We start from the raw sequence: 19,644 nt of genomic DNA on the forward strand, positions 1-19,644 counted from the left end.
TTTGGACTCACAGACAACTTTTGTGGACAGCTAATCAAGTTTTTAGGTACTTGTTAGTTTAATGTCAATCAACATTGATTAAATATAAAGCATTTTGTTTTATATAAATGTTCGACCTTTAGCTAACAACAATAAAGAGAGCACACACATGATATATGCAAATCCAGGTAGCGATGGCGCACTCATAAACTTTAAACAACAATACGGGAACTACATTGGCGGAGAGTGGGTGAAGCCAGTAAATGGCCAATACTTTGATAATATAAGCCCAGTAAACGGTAAGGTATTTTGCCAAATACCGCGTTCAGACAAAGACGACATAGAGCTGGCACTCGACAAAGCGCATGCAGTGCGAGAGCAATGGGGCACAACGTCGGTGACCGACCGAAGTAACATACTGCTAAAAATAGCCGACCGAATTGAGCAAAACCTAGAGTTACTAGCTGTTGCCGAAACATGGGATAACGGTAAAGCAATTCGTGAAACACTCGCTGCTGATATTCCGCTAGCGGCAGATCACTTTCGCTACTTTGCAGGGTGCCTACGATCGCAAGACGGCACTATAGGTGAAATAGACGCAACCACCGTTGCGTATCATTTTCACGAGCCACTAGGTGTGGTTGGGCAAATTATTCCGTGGAATTTCCCTATTTTAATGGCCGCCTGGAAACTAGCGCCAGCACTTGCTGCAGGTAACTGTGTAATTTTAAAACCGGCTGAGCAAACACCAGCTTCTATTTTAGTTTTAATGGAGATAGTTGGCGATTTACTCCCTGCAGGCGTATTAAATATAGTAAACGGCTTTGGTAAAGAAGCTGGTGAAGCACTGGCAACAAGCAAGCGTATCGCTAAAATTGCATTTACGGGTTCAACGCCTGTGGGCTCACATATTTTGAAATGCGCTGCTGAAAATATTATTCCTTCAACGGTCGAGCTCGGTGGTAAATCACCTAATATATTTTTTAATGATGTAATGGAAAAAGACGATGCGTTTTTATCCAAAGCGATTGAAGGCGCCGTGCTTGCTTACTTCAACCAAGGCGAGGTGTGTACGTGCCCATCAAGGCTGTTTATTCAAGAAGACATTTACGAGCAGTTTATTGAGCGAATACTCGAACGTACCTTAAAAATTAAACGCGGAAACCCGCTAGACAGCGAAACTATGGTTGGCGCACAAGCTTCAAAAGCGCAATTTGATAAAATACTGAACTACATTGAAATAGGCAAAAAAGAAGGCGCTGAAGTACTCACTGGCGGTAATGTAGAGCAGCTAAGTGATGACTTAAACGGTGGTTACTACATACAACCTACGTTATTAAAGGGCACAAACGATATGCGTGTGTTCCAAGAAGAAATTTTTGGCCCTGTTATTTCAATGTCGACCTTTAAAGATGAAGCCGAAGCACTCGAGCTTGCCAACAGCTCTGAGTTTGGTTTAGGTGCAGGTGTGTGGAGCAGAAACATGAATCGTGCTTATCGTATGGGTCGCAAAATAGAAGCAGGGCGAGTGTGGACTAACTGCTATCACATGTACCCAGCACACGCTGCTTTTGGTGGTTATAAAAAATCAGGAATAGGGCGGGAAACGCACAAACTGGCACTAGAGCACTACCAACAAACTAAAAACCTATTAGTGAGCTACAGCGAAGATCCGCTCGGCTTCTTTTAATAAAACAGTTCAAACTTAAACACAGCAACCATTAAGTAATGATGGCGCTGCATATTTGTAGCGCTTTTTTTATAGGCAATCAACCGTTGATAATGGCCATGTAGTCCAACATTTTAGCGTTGCAGAAAATAACATTATAATGACGGTGTTTACGAGTCCTACTTAAAAAGCGCTAATTTAGCGAGTATAGAGTGGTGTAAATATAAGGAGCCTTTAAATAATATTTTTATCCTTCCTCAGTTAAGTAAATTTCTATTTGTAGATCATTACCAAAACAAAGTGCCTCAATGCATCTAATCCACTAAATATGAACTTTTCCAAGCTTATTCATTATCAAAACAATTAGGTTAGCTTTTCTAATGTTTGTATTAACTGCTTAGTCCACTATATTTACTTCTTGTTTACAGTTGTATTTTCGTTGTAAGCAAATAATCTGAAAGTTTTTATAACAACGATAGGTCTATTAAATTGATAAAACGGCGATATTGCTTATCTCCATTGTGCTTGTTTATCAAAATATGAGTGTTTTTATACCAATTCGCTTAATTAAGTGATTTATTTTGAGGATGGAAAAACGTGTTGATAGCTAGGCAAAAAATTCGCTATTTAGTTGTTCTAAATGAGAATTTTTTAACGCAGGTAGCGACACGTTTAGCCCCGCAAAATGATTAAGTATTATTGCGGATTGGTATTATTAACAATCATTGATAAAACAAGAAAAAATATTTTAATCCGGAGCATAAAAATGAAAAAAGTAAATTTAACTAAGGCTTTACTAATCGGCGCATCAGCAGCAGTTTTAAGCGCGGGTGCTGTAGCTGGTCCAAACAGTCAATTAACCGTTGCAGAAGGTGCTTCAGCAAAAGTACAAGAGCAATTTAAAGGCTGGGTAGCAGGCGATAAAGTTCGTGGTCGTAAAGATAAATGTTTTGGTATTGCTTTAGCGGGTGAAAATGATTGTAAAGCAGGTGCAGGGACTAGTTGTGAAGGCACTTCAACTACAGACTTCCAAGCTAATGCATGGACATACGCACCTAAAGGTGTATGTGAATCAGTTGTAACTCCTAATGGTAAAGGCTCGCTTGAAGGTTAATAAAGCAGGTTTTCCCCAGTGCATTGTTGCTGGGGAGCAATTAGGCGCAGGTCTTAGTTTAAAACCAGAACATCTTGACGACATTTTAGCTTTACAGGTAGAGCTGCCATCTACAAATAATAATCTTTGGTTTGAAGTGCATACAGAAAATTATTTTGTGGCAGGTGGTCCTCGGTTAAATTATTTGAGAGCTGTACGTGAAAACTTTGATATTAGTTTTCATGGTGTTGGCGGCTCTTTAGGCTCTGATCATAAAGCTATGCTTGCTCATACTAAACGGGTAAAAGCGCTAATTGATGAATTTCAGCCAGTGCTGGTATCTGAACACGCTGTATGGTCTAAGTCGAATGGCAAATATTTTGCAGACTTAATGCCGTTACCTCGCACCCAAGATGCACTTGCGTCTTTAATTAATGGTATTGACTGTTACCAGGCGGGCATAGGTCGGTCAATATTAGTTGAAAATCCAAGTAACTATTTAGATTTTATAAGTGATATGGATGAACCTCAGTTTTTAGTTGAGGCAGCGAAGCGTAGTGGATGCGGCTTACTTATCGATATTAATAACTTATATATCAGTAGTAAAAACACGGGTATTGATGCGCTTGATTATTTAAAGCAGATCCCTGCTGAGCTTGTTGGAGAAATTCATATTGCAGGGCACGATCCTGATCCAGCTCTTGGTCAGTCATTACTGATAGACAGCCATGCAGCACCGGTAGCGACTCCTGTATGGGATTTGCTAGAACAAGCAATTGAGATATTTGGTCAGCGACCAGTACTTGTTGAGCGAGATGCGAATATTCCATCGTTTGAAGAGCTTATGATCGAGCGGGAAACTGCGCAAAGCTATTTGAATCAAAGTGAGCTACAAAGTCGCTTAAATATATCTCATAAAGAAGTGGTTCGCTGATGAGTACCAACCAATATATTGATGCTTTTACTCGCTATTTGCGAACGGGCGATCCAAGTGAAATGGAGCATTTTTGCGAAAATCCATCGCATATTAAAAGGTTAGCTGTGTATCGTAACGGGTTTTATAAAGGCTGTGTTGATGCATTAATAGCTAACTTTCCTATGTGTGAAAAAAAAGTAGGTAGTGAGAACTTTCGTAAAATGGCACGACTTTATGTTGACCGTTTTCCGCCAGAGCAGGGCACTTTGGTGGGATACGGACTAAGCTTTCCTGGCTTTGTAACTGATTTGATTAAAGATGGTGAAATTGAAAATAAACATATTTTAGAAGTTACTGAAAATCAGCAAAGTGCATCAAATTTATATATGAACTTAGTTGATATTGCGCATTTAGATTACGCGTGGCTAATGAGTTTGATGAGCGCTGATTCAACTGAAACTTTAACTATAGAATATGTTACTCAACTAATGGAACAAGGTACTGAGCTTACTGAACTCAATGTAAAGCTCAATCCCAGCGTACTATTGCTTAATGTGAGTGAAGGCGCTTTTTTTGAATGGATTTCGCTAAAAACAAATAATAATGATGTCGTTGTAACTAAATCCTCTACTGAGGATTTTATAATGTTATGGCGTTTGCAAGGTGCGGTGCAAGCCCGCTCTCTTTCTATCGCAGAAGTTGCACTTATGCAGGCTCTACAGGGTACAAGTAGGTCTTTAGGTGAAGCTTTTGATGCAGCAATAACGGTAGATGAAAACTTTGAAGTGAGTGATGCTTTTACAGCATGCTTACAAAATGAATTATTAGAAATCCAAATCAATTAGTACATTACAAGAGTAGGAACAAATATGGGCATGATAAAAAAAATACAACAACTGTACGTACAGATGGGAGAGCAGTTATCGCGGTTCTTAGAACCTATAGCACTGTTTTTTCTTCGCTTTATGGTCGCTAAAGTATTCCTAGACTCTGGGTTGAGTAAGTGGGATGGTTTTTTACAATTTAATGTTGATAAATACGACTTATTTAAATACGAATTTTTCTGTCCTGATCCAGTTAGAGAAGGCGCTTTGCAGCTTTGTGATCCAAAAACATTAGATTATGTTGATGGCTCATTTCTTGTAAAAGCAATTGAAACACTTGCTGTGGTTGCTGGTGTTGTAGAAGTGTTACTCCCAATATTACTGATTATCGGTTTGTTTTCTCGCTTTGCGGCGTTAGGCCTTATTGGTATGACAATGTTTATTCAGCTTGCAGTTTTTCCTACACTCGATCATTGGATTAATCCTGCATCGTGGTGGGCTGTTTCATTATTAGTGATTTTTGCTCGCGGACCTGGCTTTTTGTCTATTGATAAGTTACTTGGTTTAGACGCAAAACGTGCAAGTGCTAAATAAGCTTTTGCATATTAAACGTTAAACGTAACCGGCAGACTAATATCACTTAGGTGCCGGTTATTATTTTAGATTAAAGTTAAAAATACACTTATACAAATTAACTCAATAAATTGTGCTGATTTAATATAGCTAACCCCAACCCTGATATTTTCTAATAAAAATACCAAGCCATGCCTAATAGGATTTCCCAATGGAAATAGGATTACTCATTCTTCTTTTCTCAGTTAGTGCTTACGCTATGCTAGCTAAAAAGCTGTCCACAACCATTATTACCGCACCAATGGTATTTTTGGGTATTGGTTTTGCGGTTTCTCAACTTGGGTTTATTAGTATTGGAGACGCACATGAAACCGTATATTTAATAGCAGAAATATCGCTAGTTGTATTATTGTTTTTAGATGCTTCACAAATAAACCTACGAAGATTAAAAAGGCAAAATACGTGGCCTCTAAGAATGCTATTGATAGGTTTGCCGTTGAGTATTTTGATTGGTACAGGCTTTGCTTATTTATTCTTCCCACAGTGGCCTTGGGCAATGCTAGCCCTAGTTGCGGCAATTTTAGCACCTACTGATGCAGCTTTAGGTCAAGCGGTTGTTAGTAATGAGAGCGTACCTTTAAACGAGCGACAAAGTCTATCTGTTGAAAGTGGTTTAAATGACGGGCTAGCATTACCCGTTATTTTATTTTTTGCCAGTATAGTTGCTATGGAAACCGGTTCTCAAGAAAATGAAATGTCATGGTTAGTGTTTGGATTTAGCCAAATATTTATAGGTATTTTGGTTGGCGCATTAATGGGGTACTTGAGCGGACGTTTATTTTTATACTCTGAGTCAAAAAAAATATCATCGACTATATATGAAGGGATTGGCGTTTTAGCTCTTACCGGCACATCATATTTAATGGCTACTTTAATGGGTGGAAATGGATTTATATCAGCGTTTGTTGCAGGTTTAGCTTTTGGTAATAGTGTAAAAGGGCATTGCCGATTTATATACCAATTTACTGAAAGCGAAGGGCAAATGTTAATATGGTCTTCGTTTGTTATTATTGGGCTTGGTTTACTGCCTTCAGCTATAGAGCACTTAACCTTCCCCATAGTTGGTTATATTTTAGTGAGTATATTTATTGTACGCCCTCTTGCTATTTACCTATCGCTAATTGGTACAAAAGCAAAAACATTAACAAAAGTGTTTATGGGCTTCTTTGGTCCTAGAGGTCTTGCAACAGCGCTTTTTGCACTTATTATTTCTAAAGATATTTTAGGCGAATACGGCCACTCAATTTTAATTGTTGCGATTAACGCTGTATGGATGAGTACGTTAATACACGGTATTGCAGCAGCACCTATGGCTAATTGGTATGGCGCTAAAATTAAAGTGCTAAAAATTAAATCAAGAGAGCTCGCAAAACTAAAAAAACAAAAGTAGCAATTGAACCTAAATAGGAACTTGGCCACATCAAACAATGCCAAAATGACTCGCATTTGAATTTAAATAGTGCCTTGAACTAACAACACGCCCTGAGGTGGACAGCTAGTAAAATTAATAATTTATTGCAAACTTTAAAAGTGGCGAATCTCTTCGTTTTAATGCAGCTAAATATGTCGATTCATCATACGGTGTATTTGTCTTCCAGCACCTAAATACAATCCTTATCCATTTGAATGCCAATGATCTAATAATGCTATTATGCGGCTTGCCTTTGGCTTTTTGTTGTTCGTAATACGCTTTTGCCCAAAATGAATAACGAATAGAAAAGCCTGCCCATTCTACAAATGTTTGCCTTAAAAAAGTCGGGCAACTATATCGCCAATGTGTCCACATCTTCTTACCACTGCGCTCAATGACCGGCGCAATACCAGCGTATTTTTGTAGTTCTGACGCATCCTTATAGCGAGCTCTATTACTACCAAAAGCAACTAATAAACGTGGAGCTAATTGTGGGCCTGCACCTGGTAAACTATCAAATATCTTCTTATCCTGTTGCGCTTTGTAAGCCAACTTTACAGCAATACCTAACTGCTCAATACCTTGTAATAACACTTTGAATTGATGCGACAACTAACTTGAAAAACTCAATTAGCAAAAGGGACTAAATAATAAGTGATTGCTAAATTAGGCTATGTATATCTACACACAGCCTAATATCACTTACAAGTCTCTTAAAGCTTGCTGAATAGGGGTTTTAAGTAATTTAACTAAAGGCGACAATGTTGCAGTTACACACAATATTAGCGTGGTTAAAAGTGCGATGAATAATGCAAGTAAGTCAAAGCCAAGTAAAGTCGACTCAATCAATTTATAAAAAATAAAACACGCAATGAGCGCCAATATAAAAGCAAAGAGTATTTGTCTACAGCGATTAAAAACGATAAAACCGTCAGTAGCCCCTATAGCCAACAATACGCAAATAGACTGTTTATCTAGCCTAAGTTGTGCAAGTACTTGATACCATAAGCCACTAAAGATCCCTGCAAGAATGATCAGTGTAATTACAAATCCAAACCAAAGTAAATCAGTTGATTGTTGATCAAATTTGGCCAAAATATCTGCTAATGCCGCTGCTTTATGGATATTAATATTTGAGGCTTGTTCGCTTAACCAACGATTAAAGTCACTGTTGTTACTAAGTGCGTCAATGTTGTTTGATAGAATTGAAAAATTTTTTAACACTTCCTCATCATATGTATTCAAGGGTAAGTATAAAGTGGGCATAATGCTTTGCCTGCGCCCCCAATGAGGGATATCCTCACTGATCCCAATAATTGTGAGTTGCTGGTTTTCTAAACCGTAACTAATCGTCGTGCCAATGAGTGAACTCAGCTTTTGCGTACTACTTAAATGCTTAGCAAGAGCGTGGTTGATGATCACACCATTTTGCCAATTAGCTAATTGTTTTCCTTGAACATCCACATCAAGTAAATCAAAAAAGTGGCTACTCACATAGCTTGTTTTGATATCCATAGCTTCCTTTGCACCTTGCCCAGCAAGCGTATACTGTTGTAATTTTTCAAAAGGGGACGACAAAATGACGGCTTGCGGGTCTACTTGTTGTATCTTATTTAAGGCTTGGCGCCAAGAAATCGCAAAGTGTCCAGAGTCTACACTTACCTGAGCAACAGATAAGTTAATATTACTGTGTTTATATTTTTGCCACTGAGAGAGAGCAACATTACTCAGCGCATAGGTGGCTGTTAGTGCAACGCTTAATTGAATGACTAAAATTCCTCCAGCCAGAGCTTTTTGAAATAATGACACTCGCGTATTTGCCATTCGAGTAAACAATGATCCTTTGAGCAAATTTACAAGGGGTATGAGTGAACATAAAATTACGCTCACAGTTATCATTGCGATTGCACTGATAAAACTTACACTATCTACAGACAGGCCTTTATCAGTAAATAATAATTGGTAGCTGGTACTGCTAGTTATTAACTGACTAAGCAAGTATAGACTTAGTACGCTAAGCAAACTTATTACCACGATTTTCAGACATGAAAAAATGAGCGCAGGTCGAATAAAGTCGTACGATTGTGCGCCTAACAACTGTAAGGTTTTATACTCATCGGCAAACACAATTGCTTTACTGCTGGAAATTGAAAATAAACTAAATGTTAAAATAAAAAATAACGTAACAATTAAACCTAATAATAATTGCCATAGTAGTACCATATGCTGATACGACTTAGGGTCAAAATTTATGCCCGAAAAAATAACTAGCGGCAATGGTGATTTACCAAAAGACATACCTTTAACACTTAAATCTATACTCTCCAATTGTTTTTTTGTTTGCTCAGGATCAAAAGACATTTTTGCAGAGAACACGCCATAATATAAAGGTGCAGCTTGTAAAAATCGGTCTACCATTGAGTCATTGGTAAAAGGAGTGGAATAGCGCAAAATATCTTCTGGTAGCCATACATCGACATGATTAACTCCCACTTGGTTATATTTTTTATTTAAAACCCCAAGAATTTGTATACCTCGCTCAAGGCGTTTATAGGAAAGTATTTTTCCTTTGATATTAGCATCACTTTTGAGTGTTTCTCGCCAAAACTTTTCAGTGATCCACGCACCAGACACTTTGTTATTTTTTAGCACGTCAATCGCTAAATTGTCAGCCATATTGGGTGAAAAAATAGCACTTCTGACATTGCTTAACTTTGCGTTATCAACCGAAAAGTTGAACTCTTTAAACACGAGCCATGACACATCTTCAACCATTGGTAGTGTTTTTAGCTGATCAAGCGCTTGTTTACTAACTGCACTTAAACGGTTATCTTCACTTAATCTACCTAATGTATACAAAGGCTTATTTGTATTGGTCCAGCTTGGGTTTTCATAAAAAAGCATGCTGCCTAAGCGCAACGCGATACTTAAAAGGGCGGCGGTTAAAGCAAATCCAAGTAATAATATAGCCAGTTTTAAATATTGCCCACGCCAACGTCGCCATTGTGTCAACAGCTCAAAGCCTAGATTACTTACCATCATAATCTATCCGTCCATCTAAAATTCTGATTCGGCGCTTGCAGCGTTGTGCAACGCTTTCATCGTGTGTAACGACTATGAGTGTGCTGCCTTTATCACATAGCGTATGTAATAACGCCATTACTTCATCACCCGTAGCTTGATCAAGGTTTCCCGTCGGTTCATCCGCTAATATCAGCGCAGGTTTATTTACCAGAGCCCTTGCAATGGCAACACGTTGCTGTTGGCCACCCGAAAGCTTATCTGGCGTGGTGGCGTGTTTGTCTAGTAACCCCACATCATTAAGCGCCTCTTTTGCACGGTCAATGTACTCACTAGATTTTATGGCTTTATTAAAGCGCATAGGCTGCACTACATTCTCCAGCACTGTCATACTGGCTATTAAATTAAAGTTTTGAAATATCCAGCCTATGTGGGCATTGCGCACCAAACTCTTTTGTTTACGGGTCAACGCTGTAATGTTTTCACTGCGCAGTAAATAGTCACCAGCCGTTGGTTCATCGAGTAAACCAATAATAGATAATAGAGTTGACTTACCACTACCAGAAGGGCCCAAAATAGCGATTGATTCACCATCATTGATTGTTAAATTAATGTCTTCCAATACAGGCTTGGCATTGGCTGAAAATGACTTTGATACTTGCTCTAACGTAATTAACTGCTCCACTGTGCGCTCCTTAGCTGGGGTTGTTGTTTTTATTGTTATACCTATTTTTATTTTTACATCGCTTTTATAATTCAGTTAAATCATTTGGAAGTGTGCTTAATACTAAATCCCCTTCATTTAACCCAGCTAAAATTTCAATATATTGCTCACCCTGTAAGCCTATTGTTACTTCTTTAGCAAAAATTTCTCCCTCTTCGTATATATATACATTTTGTGTTAGTTGACGAGGATTTAAATAAATGGGTTTGGCGATACGTAATGCGTTTGCTTTGTCTGCTACTAATACGTTGGCAGCAATAGATAAGTTACTGATTGCAGATGTAGGTACTTGCTGTATAAATGCAGCTTCTAGTTTTATTTGATTCGCCTCAATACTTGGAAACACCCGCACAACTTTTGCGTTATATAAAGTGCCTTTAATTTCAACCTTCACAGGCATGCCTATTTTTATAGTATCAGCTGCGCTTGCGGGGGCGAGTAATTCGGCATAAAGGCTATTTTTATCTGATAGCTTAGCCAGTACCGTTCCTTTACTCACGGCTTGCCCAACATCAATTTCATCAAGCAACTCTGTTAAAATACCACCTTGTGAGGTTTTTATTTCAAGATTTTGTACATCGCTGTATGTGAGGGCGAGCTGTTGTTTTTCAGATTCAAGGGTTAGGTCTAATGCTTTTTCCTCATACTCACGCGCCGTTAAAAAAGCTTTTTCACTGCGTTTTGTTAAATCTAATTTTAAGCGAATTTGTTCAAGCCGCGTTTTAGCTTTTAAAAAATCAAGCTCACTTAGTAGCTGCTGTTTATGTAATACATCTAAAGTGGCAATTTCTTGCTCTGCAAATTTTAGTTCGCTTTGCGCCATAGCAACGTCGTTAGCCAGTTGCGTTGCTTCACGCTGTAATTTAGCTAGTGCTGATACATGCATTGCTTGTGCTTTTTGCCAGTTTAATTTTGCTATATCGTATTGGCGTAATAACTGCGGGTTAGATAACGTAAGTACAACGGTATTGCTGGCTAAATGACTACCCGGCAGCACATTTAATTGGCTTATATGGCCATCAATTTGTGCCACTAAACTACTTGACACGCGGGGTTTTAACCGACCAAACACGGCAACTTGCTGCTGTACTGCACCTTTTTCTACCGCTGAATATTTGATTTCGTAAGCTTTATCACTAAATAATACCGTCAGCACAAGCCAAATTGTTGCCACTAATAACAATACACCCAAAGCAAACAGTAAAACAGTTCGCGATTTTATTAAGTTAGAATCTTGCTTTGGAATAGTTAACATTTATTGCCCTTTTAGCTACTAAGCACGCATGGCGCTAAAAAATTAAACACTATTGCGGGTTGAATCCTATTAATGGGATCTCAATTAAATACCACGGGATAGTTGCATGCTTTTGCAGAGTAAGTGCAGCACTTTTTCGTCTTTTATTGGCTTCGATTAATAATTTGGTAAAAGCTCCACCTTCTGAATACAGATAAGTGCCGTCTTTTGGGTCAGTTGGTGTATCAAAGTATAAATACACATAGTGGGCGTTTGCAGGTACTTGTATATTTGTAAAAGCGAGAAACTCTTCACGGGTGATATTAACGTTGAGTTGCTCATTGTTTAAGACACTTTTTAAATCAGGGGCGACTTTAATTGCTTCTTCATAACTGAGCCAATGCGTGTTGCGAATATCAAAAAGGTAGCCGGTTTGGTAAGTTGCGTAACCGCCAGCATTTAAAAAAAACTGTTCGAAGGTGTCAAAGCGCTTGGTAGTACCGCGTTGCCATTGTTCTAATTTATTATCTTGCGCAGTGAAGCTTTTCATTTCTTTCGTAAGCGGTGCATCTGCGTAGCTAGTTGTATGGGCAAAAAGTAAAGAGGCTAATAAAATTTTTAATGAGTATTTCATAATTTTTATGTCCTTATAAAAAGGGCCAATAGCGACAGCAAACTGCTACTGACTGAACTGCTGTTTTAGTTGCAATTTATATCGCAAGGGTTTTCTGATGTGCATGTTCTAGTACCACCACCAGGGGTTTGTACTACGCAGGCGAAATCTTTACCTTTCCAGCCACACGTACTATCACCACAAGCTGCATATACACTAATACTCACACTGCTTACGAATACACCAATAATTACTTTTTTGATAGTGTTAGTCATAATTTAATCTCCATATAAAATGTAAACCCTGAATTGGGTACTTTTTATGTTATCGAGATGTGTGCATTTTGTAAACATTATATTTACTTTTCTTTGTGAAAAATTATTTTGGTTTTTTAAATAAATTCGTTCTATTCGATGAGGTTTAAATTTTTGCGGCTTAAGCCCGATTAATGGGATCTCAATTAAATACCACGGGATAGTTGCATGCTTTTGCATGGTCAGTGCAAAGCGTTTACGTCGCTCATAGTTTTTTATTAATAGTTTTTCAACTGCAGGGTCGACAGAATATTGTTCAGCAAACATATACGTCTTTTTTTTGCGTCAACAGGTCTATCAAAATATAAATATACATAGAGGGTGTTTGTAGGTACTTGTATATTTGTAAAAGCGAGTAATTCTTCGGTGGTGATATTATTTGTATACTCTTGGTTAACTATTAGGTCTTTTAAATCAGGGGCAACTTTAATGGCCTCTTCGTAGCTGAGCCAGTTGTTGTTTTTGATATCAAATAAGTATCCAGCTCCTGTGTAAGCACGGCCTCCGGCATTTAAAAAAACTGTTCAAAGGTATCAAAGCGCTTGGTAGTGCCGAGTTGCCACTGTTCTACTTTATTGGCTTTATCAGTAAAGCGGATCATTTCTTCAGCGTCGTTAACCTCGGCAACACTGGTTGTATGGGAGAAAAACAGTGCAGTAAAGGCTAGTTTTAGAAGGTGTTTTATCATTTTAATCTCCATTTAAAATGTAAACCCCGAATTGGGTACTTTTTAAATTATCAAGCTGCTTTCATTTTGTAAACATAATATTTACTTTCTTTGTGAAAAATTATTTTGAGTTTTTTAAATAAATTCGTTCTATTCGATGAGGTTAAATTTTTGCGGCTTAAGCCCGATTAATGTGATCTCAATTAACTATCACGGGATAGTAACGCGTTTTTGCATGGTCAGAAGAAGAATTAACCAGACACCCATCTTAAACTTTGCACTTTTTGATGCCTAGATTCAATAGGTTAAATAAAGTGGGTGTCATCATAATTTGGTGTCCTGACATAAATTAAAAACTATTCGTAAAGAGACCCATTAATAAAAGATAAATCCTGAATCTGTATGGCAGATTTAGTTGCACAGTGTTGTTTGTTTTATTAAGGTGGCTGTCTAGTTTGTGTGATTTAGGTGGCTGTTTATTTTTTATGATTCTTAGTTTATTCAGCGCCTTAAGTAGAGGGAAATATGTTTTTTGAATCGTGGAGTGAAATAACGCGCATTGTCACCACAACCTTGATTATTTATCCCTTTTTAATCCTAGCGACGCATTTATTGGGTAAACGCTCATTTGCTAAAATGAACAACTTTGACTGGATAATCACTGTAGCGGTAGGCTCCATCTTAGGTTCTGCTATCTTATTGAAAGACGTAGTTATAGTTGAGGTTTTAGTCGCGGTTAGCCTGCTCCTCTTTTTACAATATCTACTCACTTGGATCAGCGCCCATTTTTCGACGTTCGACAAAGTAGTCAAAACCTCTCCGCAATTAGTTTTTTTCGACGGTGAATATATAGAGGCTGCTATGAAAGACACTCGACTCACCAGCACCGAAGTGGAAGGGAGTGTTCGAAAAGCCGGTTTTGGTGATTTAAGCACAGTCATGGCGGTGGTTTTCGAGGCCGACGGGGAATTAAGTATTGTGCCGAAAAGTGAAAAATATGATCAACTGATTATGAAGTTACGAAATCCCCGGGATTAATTGGACAATTTTTAGCGGCCGATGATTACCTTCAAGCCCTTAACTTAATTGGCATGACTTTTTTACTGTATCAGACACATTGCTCACCTACTAAATAAGCTTTGACGATTCATAAGTTATTAACTTATTTACCAAGCATGTTTTTACATATGTACCTTAAATCGATTTTTTAGTATTGTTAATGAACAATAACGTACCAGTAATTTATTTTTAGCTTAAACGGATTTTTATGACTATAAAAACAAAAATTACCAATCATGTATTGCTCTGCGCTTTACTACTATCACCAGTTATAAATGCTGTACAAGAGCCCATTCTACCTACTACACCTGAGCAGTGGCGCAGCATAACAGAGCGCGACATTAACGCGGCTTATAGTATTACCGCACAAAATCACCCTGGTATGTTTGATAGTAATAACCCAACTTTCCCTGATTTATTAAATCAAGCAAAAGCGGAGGCACTTACATTGTCGGCTCAAGCGAGTGGGCCGCAGGCGCATGTAGCGGCAATTGCGCGCTTTAGCACTATTTTACAAGATGGTCACGCTGGTGCGTTTTCAAGTGTAGATAGACCCGCGCGCCGCTGGCCGGGCTTTAGAGCTGTATGGCGAGGTGACGCGCTAAAAGTGTATTACAGCGAAACCAAAAATATTAGCAAAGGCGACGTTGTAAGCCAATGTGATGGGCAAAGCACTGATACCTTAATGCGTGAGAGAATATTTAAGTTTCATGGTGAAGTTGCACAACCTGGGCATTGGTGGCAGCAAGGTTGGCGGTTACTAATTGACGAGGGCAATCCATTTTTAACCCCTCTAAAAGAATGCGAATTTGTTAAAGCCAATGGCAATACCTATACACAAGTACTCAATTGGTCAGTAAGGCCTAAGTCAGCAAGCAGGCATTTAGAAAATGCTTATAACGGTGATGAACTCCCCATTGATTTAACGTGGCCTGATAAAAACATTGCTTGGATTGCTATGCCTAGCTTTTCATCAACAGATAAACAAACTGCTGCATACAATAAAGTGTTTGAAAAAATACAACAGCAGCGTAGCAAGTTACTTACTGCAAAAGCCGTGGTATTAGATTTGCGTCATAACCAAGGTGGCTCATCTTATTGGAGCTCACAAATAGCCAAAGAATTATGGGGTGAAAAGGTAGTAGAACAAAAAGCAAATGATAAATCTCAAAACACGCAAGTGTGGTGGAGAGCATCAAAAGATAATACTGACTATGTAGAGTCTTTATTTGGTGTTGTAAAAGATCAACCCGAAGTACTGAAAACGCTTAAAACCGTAGCTGCTGGTATGGCTTTATCACTTAAAAATGATGCTCCATTTTATGTAGAACAAGAAACTAATACGCTAATTAACATGCCGCAAAAGCCTTTAGCGAGTGACTTTAAAACCAAAGTGTTTGTTATAGTGCCGCCGCAGTGCGCCAGTGCTTGTTTAGATGCGCTTGATAAGTTTAAGCTTTTTGACAATACAACGTTATTTGGTGCACCAAGTAGCGCAGACTCGATGTATATGGAGGTACGTTTAGCTGATTTACCTTCAGGCTTCGGTAAAGTTGTAGTGCCAAATAAAGTATATGTAAATAGAGCTCGTGGAGCAGGAGATTTTTACAAGCCGGATGTTGCGTATAACGGCATTGATTGGACAACTAATGTGTTGCTTGAGCAGATTAAAAAATACTAGTTGATAATTATCTACTTTAAAATTAAGTAGTTTAGAAGTTGGAATAACATGAAATCAGATAAATTTTTTAAATGGGTATGGCATCTTAATGGGCTGGTTTTATTTAGTGGGCTTATAATTGCGATGTTGTTTGTTTTATTTCAACTTGCTTCTGTTATTTTTAAAGATCAAAACCTCATAAAACAAACAACATTAAATTTAGCTCAAGACGACAACAAAGAAGAAAACTGGCGCTTAGGTTATCCACATAAAATAAGTGGCACCGATTTTTATTTTATTGCACTTGAGTCCGAAAAACTGTTTGTAGAAAAAAGTGAAGTACTGGGGATGTATAGTGAGTTTGGCGGAAGTAGCTATAAACCAACTAGATCAAAAAACGTTCTCTTCATTAATAGCATTACTAATAACTCTGTTTGGTTATTTAAATCTATAGATCAGTTGATTATAGATATAATGCCACTTGTAGATGATGAGTTTAATGAAAGATCAGCCACCCGTATTATCTCTTATGAGGTAATAAATAGTGATACTAATTTAGATAATAAACTGGATAATACCGACAATCGGACCTTTGCTTTAAGTAAAGTTGATGGCTCTAATTACACTGAAATTATTACAGATTATAATCGTATAATTGAATCAGGTTTAAATTCTGACGGTGAGCTTTTTGTTATTTTTATTAATAATAATGTGGTTTATTCAATGCTTGTGGATTTAATTACATTTGAGATATTAAGTAAGAAACCTTTACCAAAGGTCGGAGGTTAACTGCTCATTACTGGTAAATAGCTAAGAGTTAAGACAATAAAAAACCGCTCAGTGAGCGGTTTTTTGCATTTTTTACTAAAGGAAATTTAGTTAGAACGTGTAACGAGCACCAATTGAGTAACGAGGACCGTATTGATTAGCAAATAAGAACTGCTCTTCGTAACGTCCGTAACCTTCTTCGGTTGCATTGTTTAAGTTTATGCCATCAAAAAATACCGTTACGTTTTCGTTTACATCGTAGTTAACGCTCATATCCCATTGGCCATACGCTTTAGCATATTGCGGAGGCGCATCAGCTGAACCTTGCGCTTGGCCAACACCAATTAGGTATGAGTCGCGCCACGCGTAAGTAATTTTAACGGATAGGCCGTCTTTTTCGTAAAAGCCTTGGAAGTTAGCAGAGTCACTTAAGCCCGTAAGCGGTGCTTGTTGATCTAGGCTTTCGCTATCAAATTCTACGTCGCCATCTACAAATGTTGCGTTAACACCAATACCAAAACCGGTTTCACCAATTAAGTGCTGAACAGCTACTTCAAAACCATCTACCGATTTACTGTCGGTGTTTTGTGGCTGGCTAATATTCCATGTAATTAGCGGATCGTCGCTGCTTGGTTCAATCACGCCATTTGCATTACCATAACCGCTGGCAATCATTTGTGCAAAAATAGCGTCGGTTGTTGCTTGCTCACCACGTGATTCAATATCGCTTACGGCTTGTAAGTAACGAGGGCCGTTTAAAATATCATACAAGCCATCAATAGTGGTTTGCGTAATGGTGGTTTGAATAAAGTTATCAACATCTTTTTTAAAGTAACCAACAGACGCGTAGCTGCCTTCTGCGTAGTAATACTCAAGTGATAAATCAAGGTTTGTTGATTCAAACGGCAATAAGTTTGTATTACCTTGGCTACCTGTACGAGAACCTGGTTTTGGGCTGCCTGTTAAACTACGACCACCGGCTAAATTACCTAGTGGTGCACGCGACATTGTTTTACCCCAAGATACGCGGGCTACTACGTCTTCAGTTAAATCAACACTTACGTCGATTGAAGGCAGTAAAACATCGTAATCACCTTGTTGCTCTAAGAAGTTATCATCGCCGCCAGCAGCGTATTGCATGATCCACTCTGAAGCGCTGATCCAATTAACTTGATCTTCAACGCGTTGGCGCACAGTACTTGTTACGTCTGTTTGCTCATAGCGTAGGCCTGCATTTACTTTTACGTAGTAGTTACTTACGTCAAATTCCCAGCTTGATTGAACATAAAAGCTATTAGTGATTTCTTCTACGTAGCTCTCGCTATCTATTCCGTCTGCGTATGCATTAGCTGTATATGCATCGCCACCCGTTACATCAGCCGTTAAATACGCAATTTGGCGCGCAACAGCTTCGTCAAAGTCATAGGTATAGTAGTAACCAGGTTGTAAGTCGCTGCCGCCGCCATCAAACTGATCTAAAAGGCCTGATGTGTCGTTGCGGGTAAACATACTATCTGGGAATATTTCTGTATATGATGGGTTAAAGCCTGGACCACCTACTAAACCACTCCACGCGGTGTAACCACCGGTGTTTTGTTCTGTACGTGATGCGCCAAATTTAACTTTAACTAAACCAATGTCATAGCTTTCGTTATACCATGTTGTATGTAGCTGTAATTGTTCAATGTTTGATTCACCTGGTGAATGAATAAACTGACTAAAGTTTGAATCAATTTCGCCAGGCGTTAATTCACTTGTGCCATTTAACCAATTAACTTGTGCACTGGGTACTTCGCCCGTACGGTAATCATAAATCTTATTAGCTAGCTGATCAGAACCTAAAATTACTTGGCCGGCACTTCCCAGCCCGTCATCGGCGCCGTTATCAGTTTCGTTTTTAGAGTCGTGGTAATCAAGCTCTACGTGCCACGTGTCGCTAATTTCCCAATCTAGGTTTAAACCAAGAGAGCGGGCTTTTACTTCTGTAGTGCCTTTATTAGCTGTGAATGACGCGTCATTACCGCTAATGTCTGCATATACTGCAGTGCCATTTTCATCTAGTTCGTAGCCATTAATATTGCTACCAAAGTCGTTCCAAATACCCCAACCAATACTCTGAGAACCTGTAACTGCTTTACTTGCAGTGTAATCGAGTGTGGCTACAAAGCCATCTACCGGTGCAAACTGAAAAGTAACTTGTCCGTTTGTACGTTCACGTTCTACATCTTCAATAGAGTAGTTCATGTCTTTAGGGAAGTAGTAGTTACCTGCAGAATCTGTGCGGTTATCAACGACGTTGCTGCTATCTAATTCAGGTAAGTCTACGTTTGCCTGCCAGCCTTGAATATTGGCACTTTGTTTTTGAAAGTCACGCTCTTGGTGCGAAAATGAAAAACCGAAACCAAAAGTGTCATCTACAAAGGTATTGCTGTAAACAGTAGAAAACTCTGGTGTTACGTCATCGCCAGCTTCGTTTGACGAGTCGTGGTTTGCTTTAACGGTTGCCGAAAAATTTTGACCCGGCTTTTGAAAAGGGCGCGCAGTAGAAATATTAACCGTTGCACCTAAGCCACCGCTTGGCACGTCTGCTCGAGCTGTTTTAAATACTTCAAGCGCACTTACGCCTTCAGAGGCAACGTTTTCAAGGTTATACGAGCGTGTATAACCTGTGCCCGGCATTTGGCGGCCATTTAAGGTAATCAAGTTAAACTCAGGACCAAAACCACGTACTGTAATTTGGCTACCTTCACCGTTAGCGCGGCTTACCGATACACCGGTAATACGCTGTAATGATTCTGCTAAGTTTGTATCTGGGAATTTACCCATTTCTTCAGACGAGATAGCATCTACAATACCCGAAGAGTCGCGTTTCATATCCATAGAACGAATAAGTGAACCACGAATACCTTTTACTTCAATAACTTCTACATCAGATGAAACGCTTGTTTCTGTTTCTGCTTCTGCCGCAATAGCTGTGTTTAATGTGCTCGCAGCAATGATGAGAGACACAGAAGCCGCAAGTTGGCTCTTTTTAAAATTGAATGTGTTCATAATAGCTC

Annotated in this window: 17 protein-coding genes and 1 pseudogene; 9 read left to right on the forward strand and 9 right to left on the reverse strand. The window is 38.7% G+C overall.

Annotated features, from left to right (window positions below; genetic code table 11):
- Positions 1-148 precede the first annotated feature (148 nt).
- From exaC to CXF64_RS04235, 6 genes are all read left to right on the forward strand, one after another.
- On the forward strand, positions 149-1,669 hold the full coding sequence (gene exaC / locus CXF64_RS04210) for an acetaldehyde dehydrogenase ExaC (RefSeq protein ID WP_101216381.1): 1,521 nt from the start codon (positions 149-151) through the stop codon (positions 1,667-1,669).
- A gap of 745 nt (positions 1,670-2,414) precedes the next feature.
- Positions 2,415-2,762, forward strand: coding sequence for a BufA1 family periplasmic bufferin-type metallophore (locus CXF64_RS04215; RefSeq protein ID WP_024591926.1), 348 nt, complete (start codon positions 2,415-2,417; stop codon positions 2,760-2,762).
- Positions 2,752-3,675 (forward strand): MNIO family bufferin maturase, encoded by a 924-nt coding sequence (gene bufB / locus CXF64_RS04220; protein ID WP_101216430.1) that lies wholly within the window; start codon positions 2,752-2,754, stop codon positions 3,673-3,675. Before CXF64_RS04215 ends, bufB begins: the two co-directional genes overlap by 11 nt.
- Positions 3,675-4,502 (forward strand): HvfC/BufC N-terminal domain-containing protein, encoded by an 828-nt coding sequence (locus CXF64_RS04225; protein WP_101216382.1) that lies wholly within the window; start codon positions 3,675-3,677, stop codon positions 4,500-4,502. The genes bufB and CXF64_RS04225 overlap by 1 nt, the downstream gene beginning before the upstream one ends.
- Positions 4,503-4,532: 30 nt before the next feature.
- The gene (locus CXF64_RS04230) at positions 4,533-5,075 is read left to right on the forward strand and encodes a DoxX family protein (RefSeq protein WP_232783784.1); all 543 of its coding nucleotides are present in this window, start codon (positions 4,533-4,535) and stop codon (positions 5,073-5,075) included.
- A 190-nt stretch (positions 5,076-5,265) separates the two neighbouring features.
- On the forward strand, positions 5,266-6,504 hold the full coding sequence (locus CXF64_RS04235; RefSeq protein WP_101216384.1) for a cation:proton antiporter: 1,239 nt from the start codon (positions 5,266-5,268) through the stop codon (positions 6,502-6,504).
- Positions 6,505-6,618: 114 nt separating this feature from the next.
- Here CXF64_RS04235 and CXF64_RS04240 read toward each other — a convergent pair.
- From CXF64_RS04240 to CXF64_RS20745, 8 genes and pseudogenes are all read right to left on the reverse strand, one after another.
- Positions 6,619-7,041: pseudogene (locus CXF64_RS04240) on the reverse strand (transposase); the annotation flags it as partial.
- Between the two features lie 186 nt (positions 7,042-7,227).
- Positions 7,228-9,567: an ABC transporter permease gene (locus CXF64_RS04245; RefSeq protein ID WP_101216385.1), complete on the reverse strand. Its 2,340-nt coding sequence runs from the start codon at positions 9,565-9,567 to the stop codon at positions 7,228-7,230.
- Complete coding sequence (locus CXF64_RS04250; RefSeq protein WP_101216386.1) at positions 9,554-10,231, reverse strand: ABC transporter ATP-binding protein; 678 nt, start codon at positions 10,229-10,231, stop codon at positions 9,554-9,556. Before CXF64_RS04250 ends, CXF64_RS04245 begins: the two co-directional genes overlap by 14 nt.
- 64 nt (positions 10,232-10,295) lie before the next feature.
- A complete protein-coding gene (locus CXF64_RS04255; protein WP_101216387.1) occupies positions 10,296-11,525 on the reverse strand; it encodes an efflux RND transporter periplasmic adaptor subunit in 1,230 nt (409 codons plus the stop codon).
- Between the two features lie 49 nt (positions 11,526-11,574).
- Complete coding sequence (locus CXF64_RS04260) at positions 11,575-12,138, reverse strand: hypothetical protein (protein ID WP_101216388.1); 564 nt, start codon at positions 12,136-12,138, stop codon at positions 11,575-11,577.
- 65 nt (positions 12,139-12,203) lie between these two features.
- A complete protein-coding gene (locus tag CXF64_RS04265) occupies positions 12,204-12,392 on the reverse strand; it encodes a hypothetical protein (protein WP_101216389.1) in 189 nt (62 codons plus the stop codon).
- Between the two features lie 3 nt (positions 12,393-12,395).
- Positions 12,396-12,698 (reverse strand): hypothetical protein, encoded by a 303-nt coding sequence (locus CXF64_RS04270; protein ID WP_101216390.1) that lies wholly within the window; start codon positions 12,696-12,698, stop codon positions 12,396-12,398.
- Between the two features lie 244 nt (positions 12,699-12,942).
- On the reverse strand, positions 12,943-13,119 hold the full coding sequence (locus CXF64_RS20745) for a hypothetical protein (protein WP_157823659.1): 177 nt from the start codon (positions 13,117-13,119) through the stop codon (positions 12,943-12,945).
- Between the two features lie 504 nt (positions 13,120-13,623).
- Here CXF64_RS20745 and CXF64_RS04275 point away from each other — a divergent pair.
- The 3 genes from CXF64_RS04275 (at position 13,624) to CXF64_RS04285 (ending at position 16,606) form a co-directional block, all read left to right on the forward strand.
- The gene (locus CXF64_RS04275) at positions 13,624-14,136 is read left to right on the forward strand and encodes a DUF421 domain-containing protein (RefSeq protein WP_101216391.1); all 513 of its coding nucleotides are present in this window, start codon (positions 13,624-13,626) and stop codon (positions 14,134-14,136) included.
- A gap of 229 nt (positions 14,137-14,365) precedes the next feature.
- The gene (locus CXF64_RS04280; protein ID WP_101216392.1) at positions 14,366-15,838 is read left to right on the forward strand and encodes a S41 family peptidase; all 1,473 of its coding nucleotides are present in this window, start codon (positions 14,366-14,368) and stop codon (positions 15,836-15,838) included.
- 48 nt (positions 15,839-15,886) lie between these two features.
- On the forward strand, positions 15,887-16,606 hold the full coding sequence (locus CXF64_RS04285) for a hypothetical protein (protein WP_101216393.1): 720 nt from the start codon (positions 15,887-15,889) through the stop codon (positions 16,604-16,606).
- A gap of 90 nt (positions 16,607-16,696) precedes the next feature.
- Here CXF64_RS04285 and CXF64_RS04290 read toward each other — a convergent pair whose 3' ends face one another.
- A complete protein-coding gene (locus CXF64_RS04290; RefSeq protein WP_101216394.1) occupies positions 16,697-19,636 on the reverse strand; it encodes a TonB-dependent receptor in 2,940 nt (979 codons plus the stop codon).
- Between the last annotated feature and the right edge of the window lie 8 nt (positions 19,637-19,644).

The sequence above is a fragment of the Pseudoalteromonas sp. GutCa3 genome (assembly GCF_002836155.1).
GTDB classification, from domain to species: domain Bacteria; phylum Pseudomonadota; class Gammaproteobacteria; order Enterobacterales; family Alteromonadaceae; genus Pseudoalteromonas; species Pseudoalteromonas arctica.

What these genes read in the sequence shown, in the direction of transcription:
- exaC (WP_101216381.1), top strand. Translation starts at nt 149, where the DNA reads ATGATATATGCAAATCCAGGTAGCGATGGCGCACTCATAAACTTTAAA.
- CXF64_RS04215 (WP_024591926.1), top strand. Translation starts at nt 2,415, where the DNA reads ATGAAAAAAGTAAATTTAACTAAGGCTTTACTAATCGGCGCATCAGCA.
- CXF64_RS04225 (WP_101216382.1), top strand. Translation starts at nt 3,675, where the DNA reads ATGAGTACCAACCAATATATTGATGCTTTTACTCGCTATTTGCGAACG.
- CXF64_RS04230 (WP_232783784.1), top strand. Translation starts at nt 4,533, where the DNA reads ATGATAAAAAAAATACAACAACTGTACGTACAGATGGGAGAGCAGTTA.
- CXF64_RS04235 (WP_101216384.1), top strand. Translation starts at nt 5,266, where the DNA reads ATGGAAATAGGATTACTCATTCTTCTTTTCTCAGTTAGTGCTTACGCT.
- CXF64_RS04245 (WP_101216385.1), bottom strand. Translation starts at nt 9,567, where the DNA reads ATGATGGTAAGTAATCTAGGCTTTGAGCTGTTGACACAATGGCGACGT.
- CXF64_RS04255 (WP_101216387.1), bottom strand. Translation starts at nt 11,525, where the DNA reads ATGTTAACTATTCCAAAGCAAGATTCTAACTTAATAAAATCGCGAACT.
- CXF64_RS04260 (WP_101216388.1), bottom strand. Translation starts at nt 12,138, where the DNA reads ATGAAATACTCATTAAAAATTTTATTAGCCTCTTTACTTTTTGCCCAT.
- CXF64_RS04265 (WP_101216389.1), bottom strand. Translation starts at nt 12,392, where the DNA reads ATGACTAACACTATCAAAAAAGTAATTATTGGTGTATTCGTAAGCAGT.
- CXF64_RS04270 (WP_101216390.1), bottom strand. Translation starts at nt 12,698, where the DNA reads ATGTTTGCTGAACAATATTCTGTCGACCCTGCAGTTGAAAAACTATTA.
- CXF64_RS20745 (WP_157823659.1), bottom strand. Translation starts at nt 13,119, where the DNA reads ATGATAAAACACCTTCTAAAACTAGCCTTTACTGCACTGTTTTTCTCC.
- CXF64_RS04275 (WP_101216391.1), top strand. Translation starts at nt 13,624, where the DNA reads ATGTTTTTTGAATCGTGGAGTGAAATAACGCGCATTGTCACCACAACC.
- CXF64_RS04280 (WP_101216392.1), top strand. Translation starts at nt 14,366, where the DNA reads ATGACTATAAAAACAAAAATTACCAATCATGTATTGCTCTGCGCTTTA.
- CXF64_RS04285 (WP_101216393.1), top strand. Translation starts at nt 15,887, where the DNA reads ATGAAATCAGATAAATTTTTTAAATGGGTATGGCATCTTAATGGGCTG.
- CXF64_RS04290 (WP_101216394.1), bottom strand. Translation starts at nt 19,636, where the DNA reads ATGAACACATTCAATTTTAAAAAGAGCCAACTTGCGGCTTCTGTGTCT.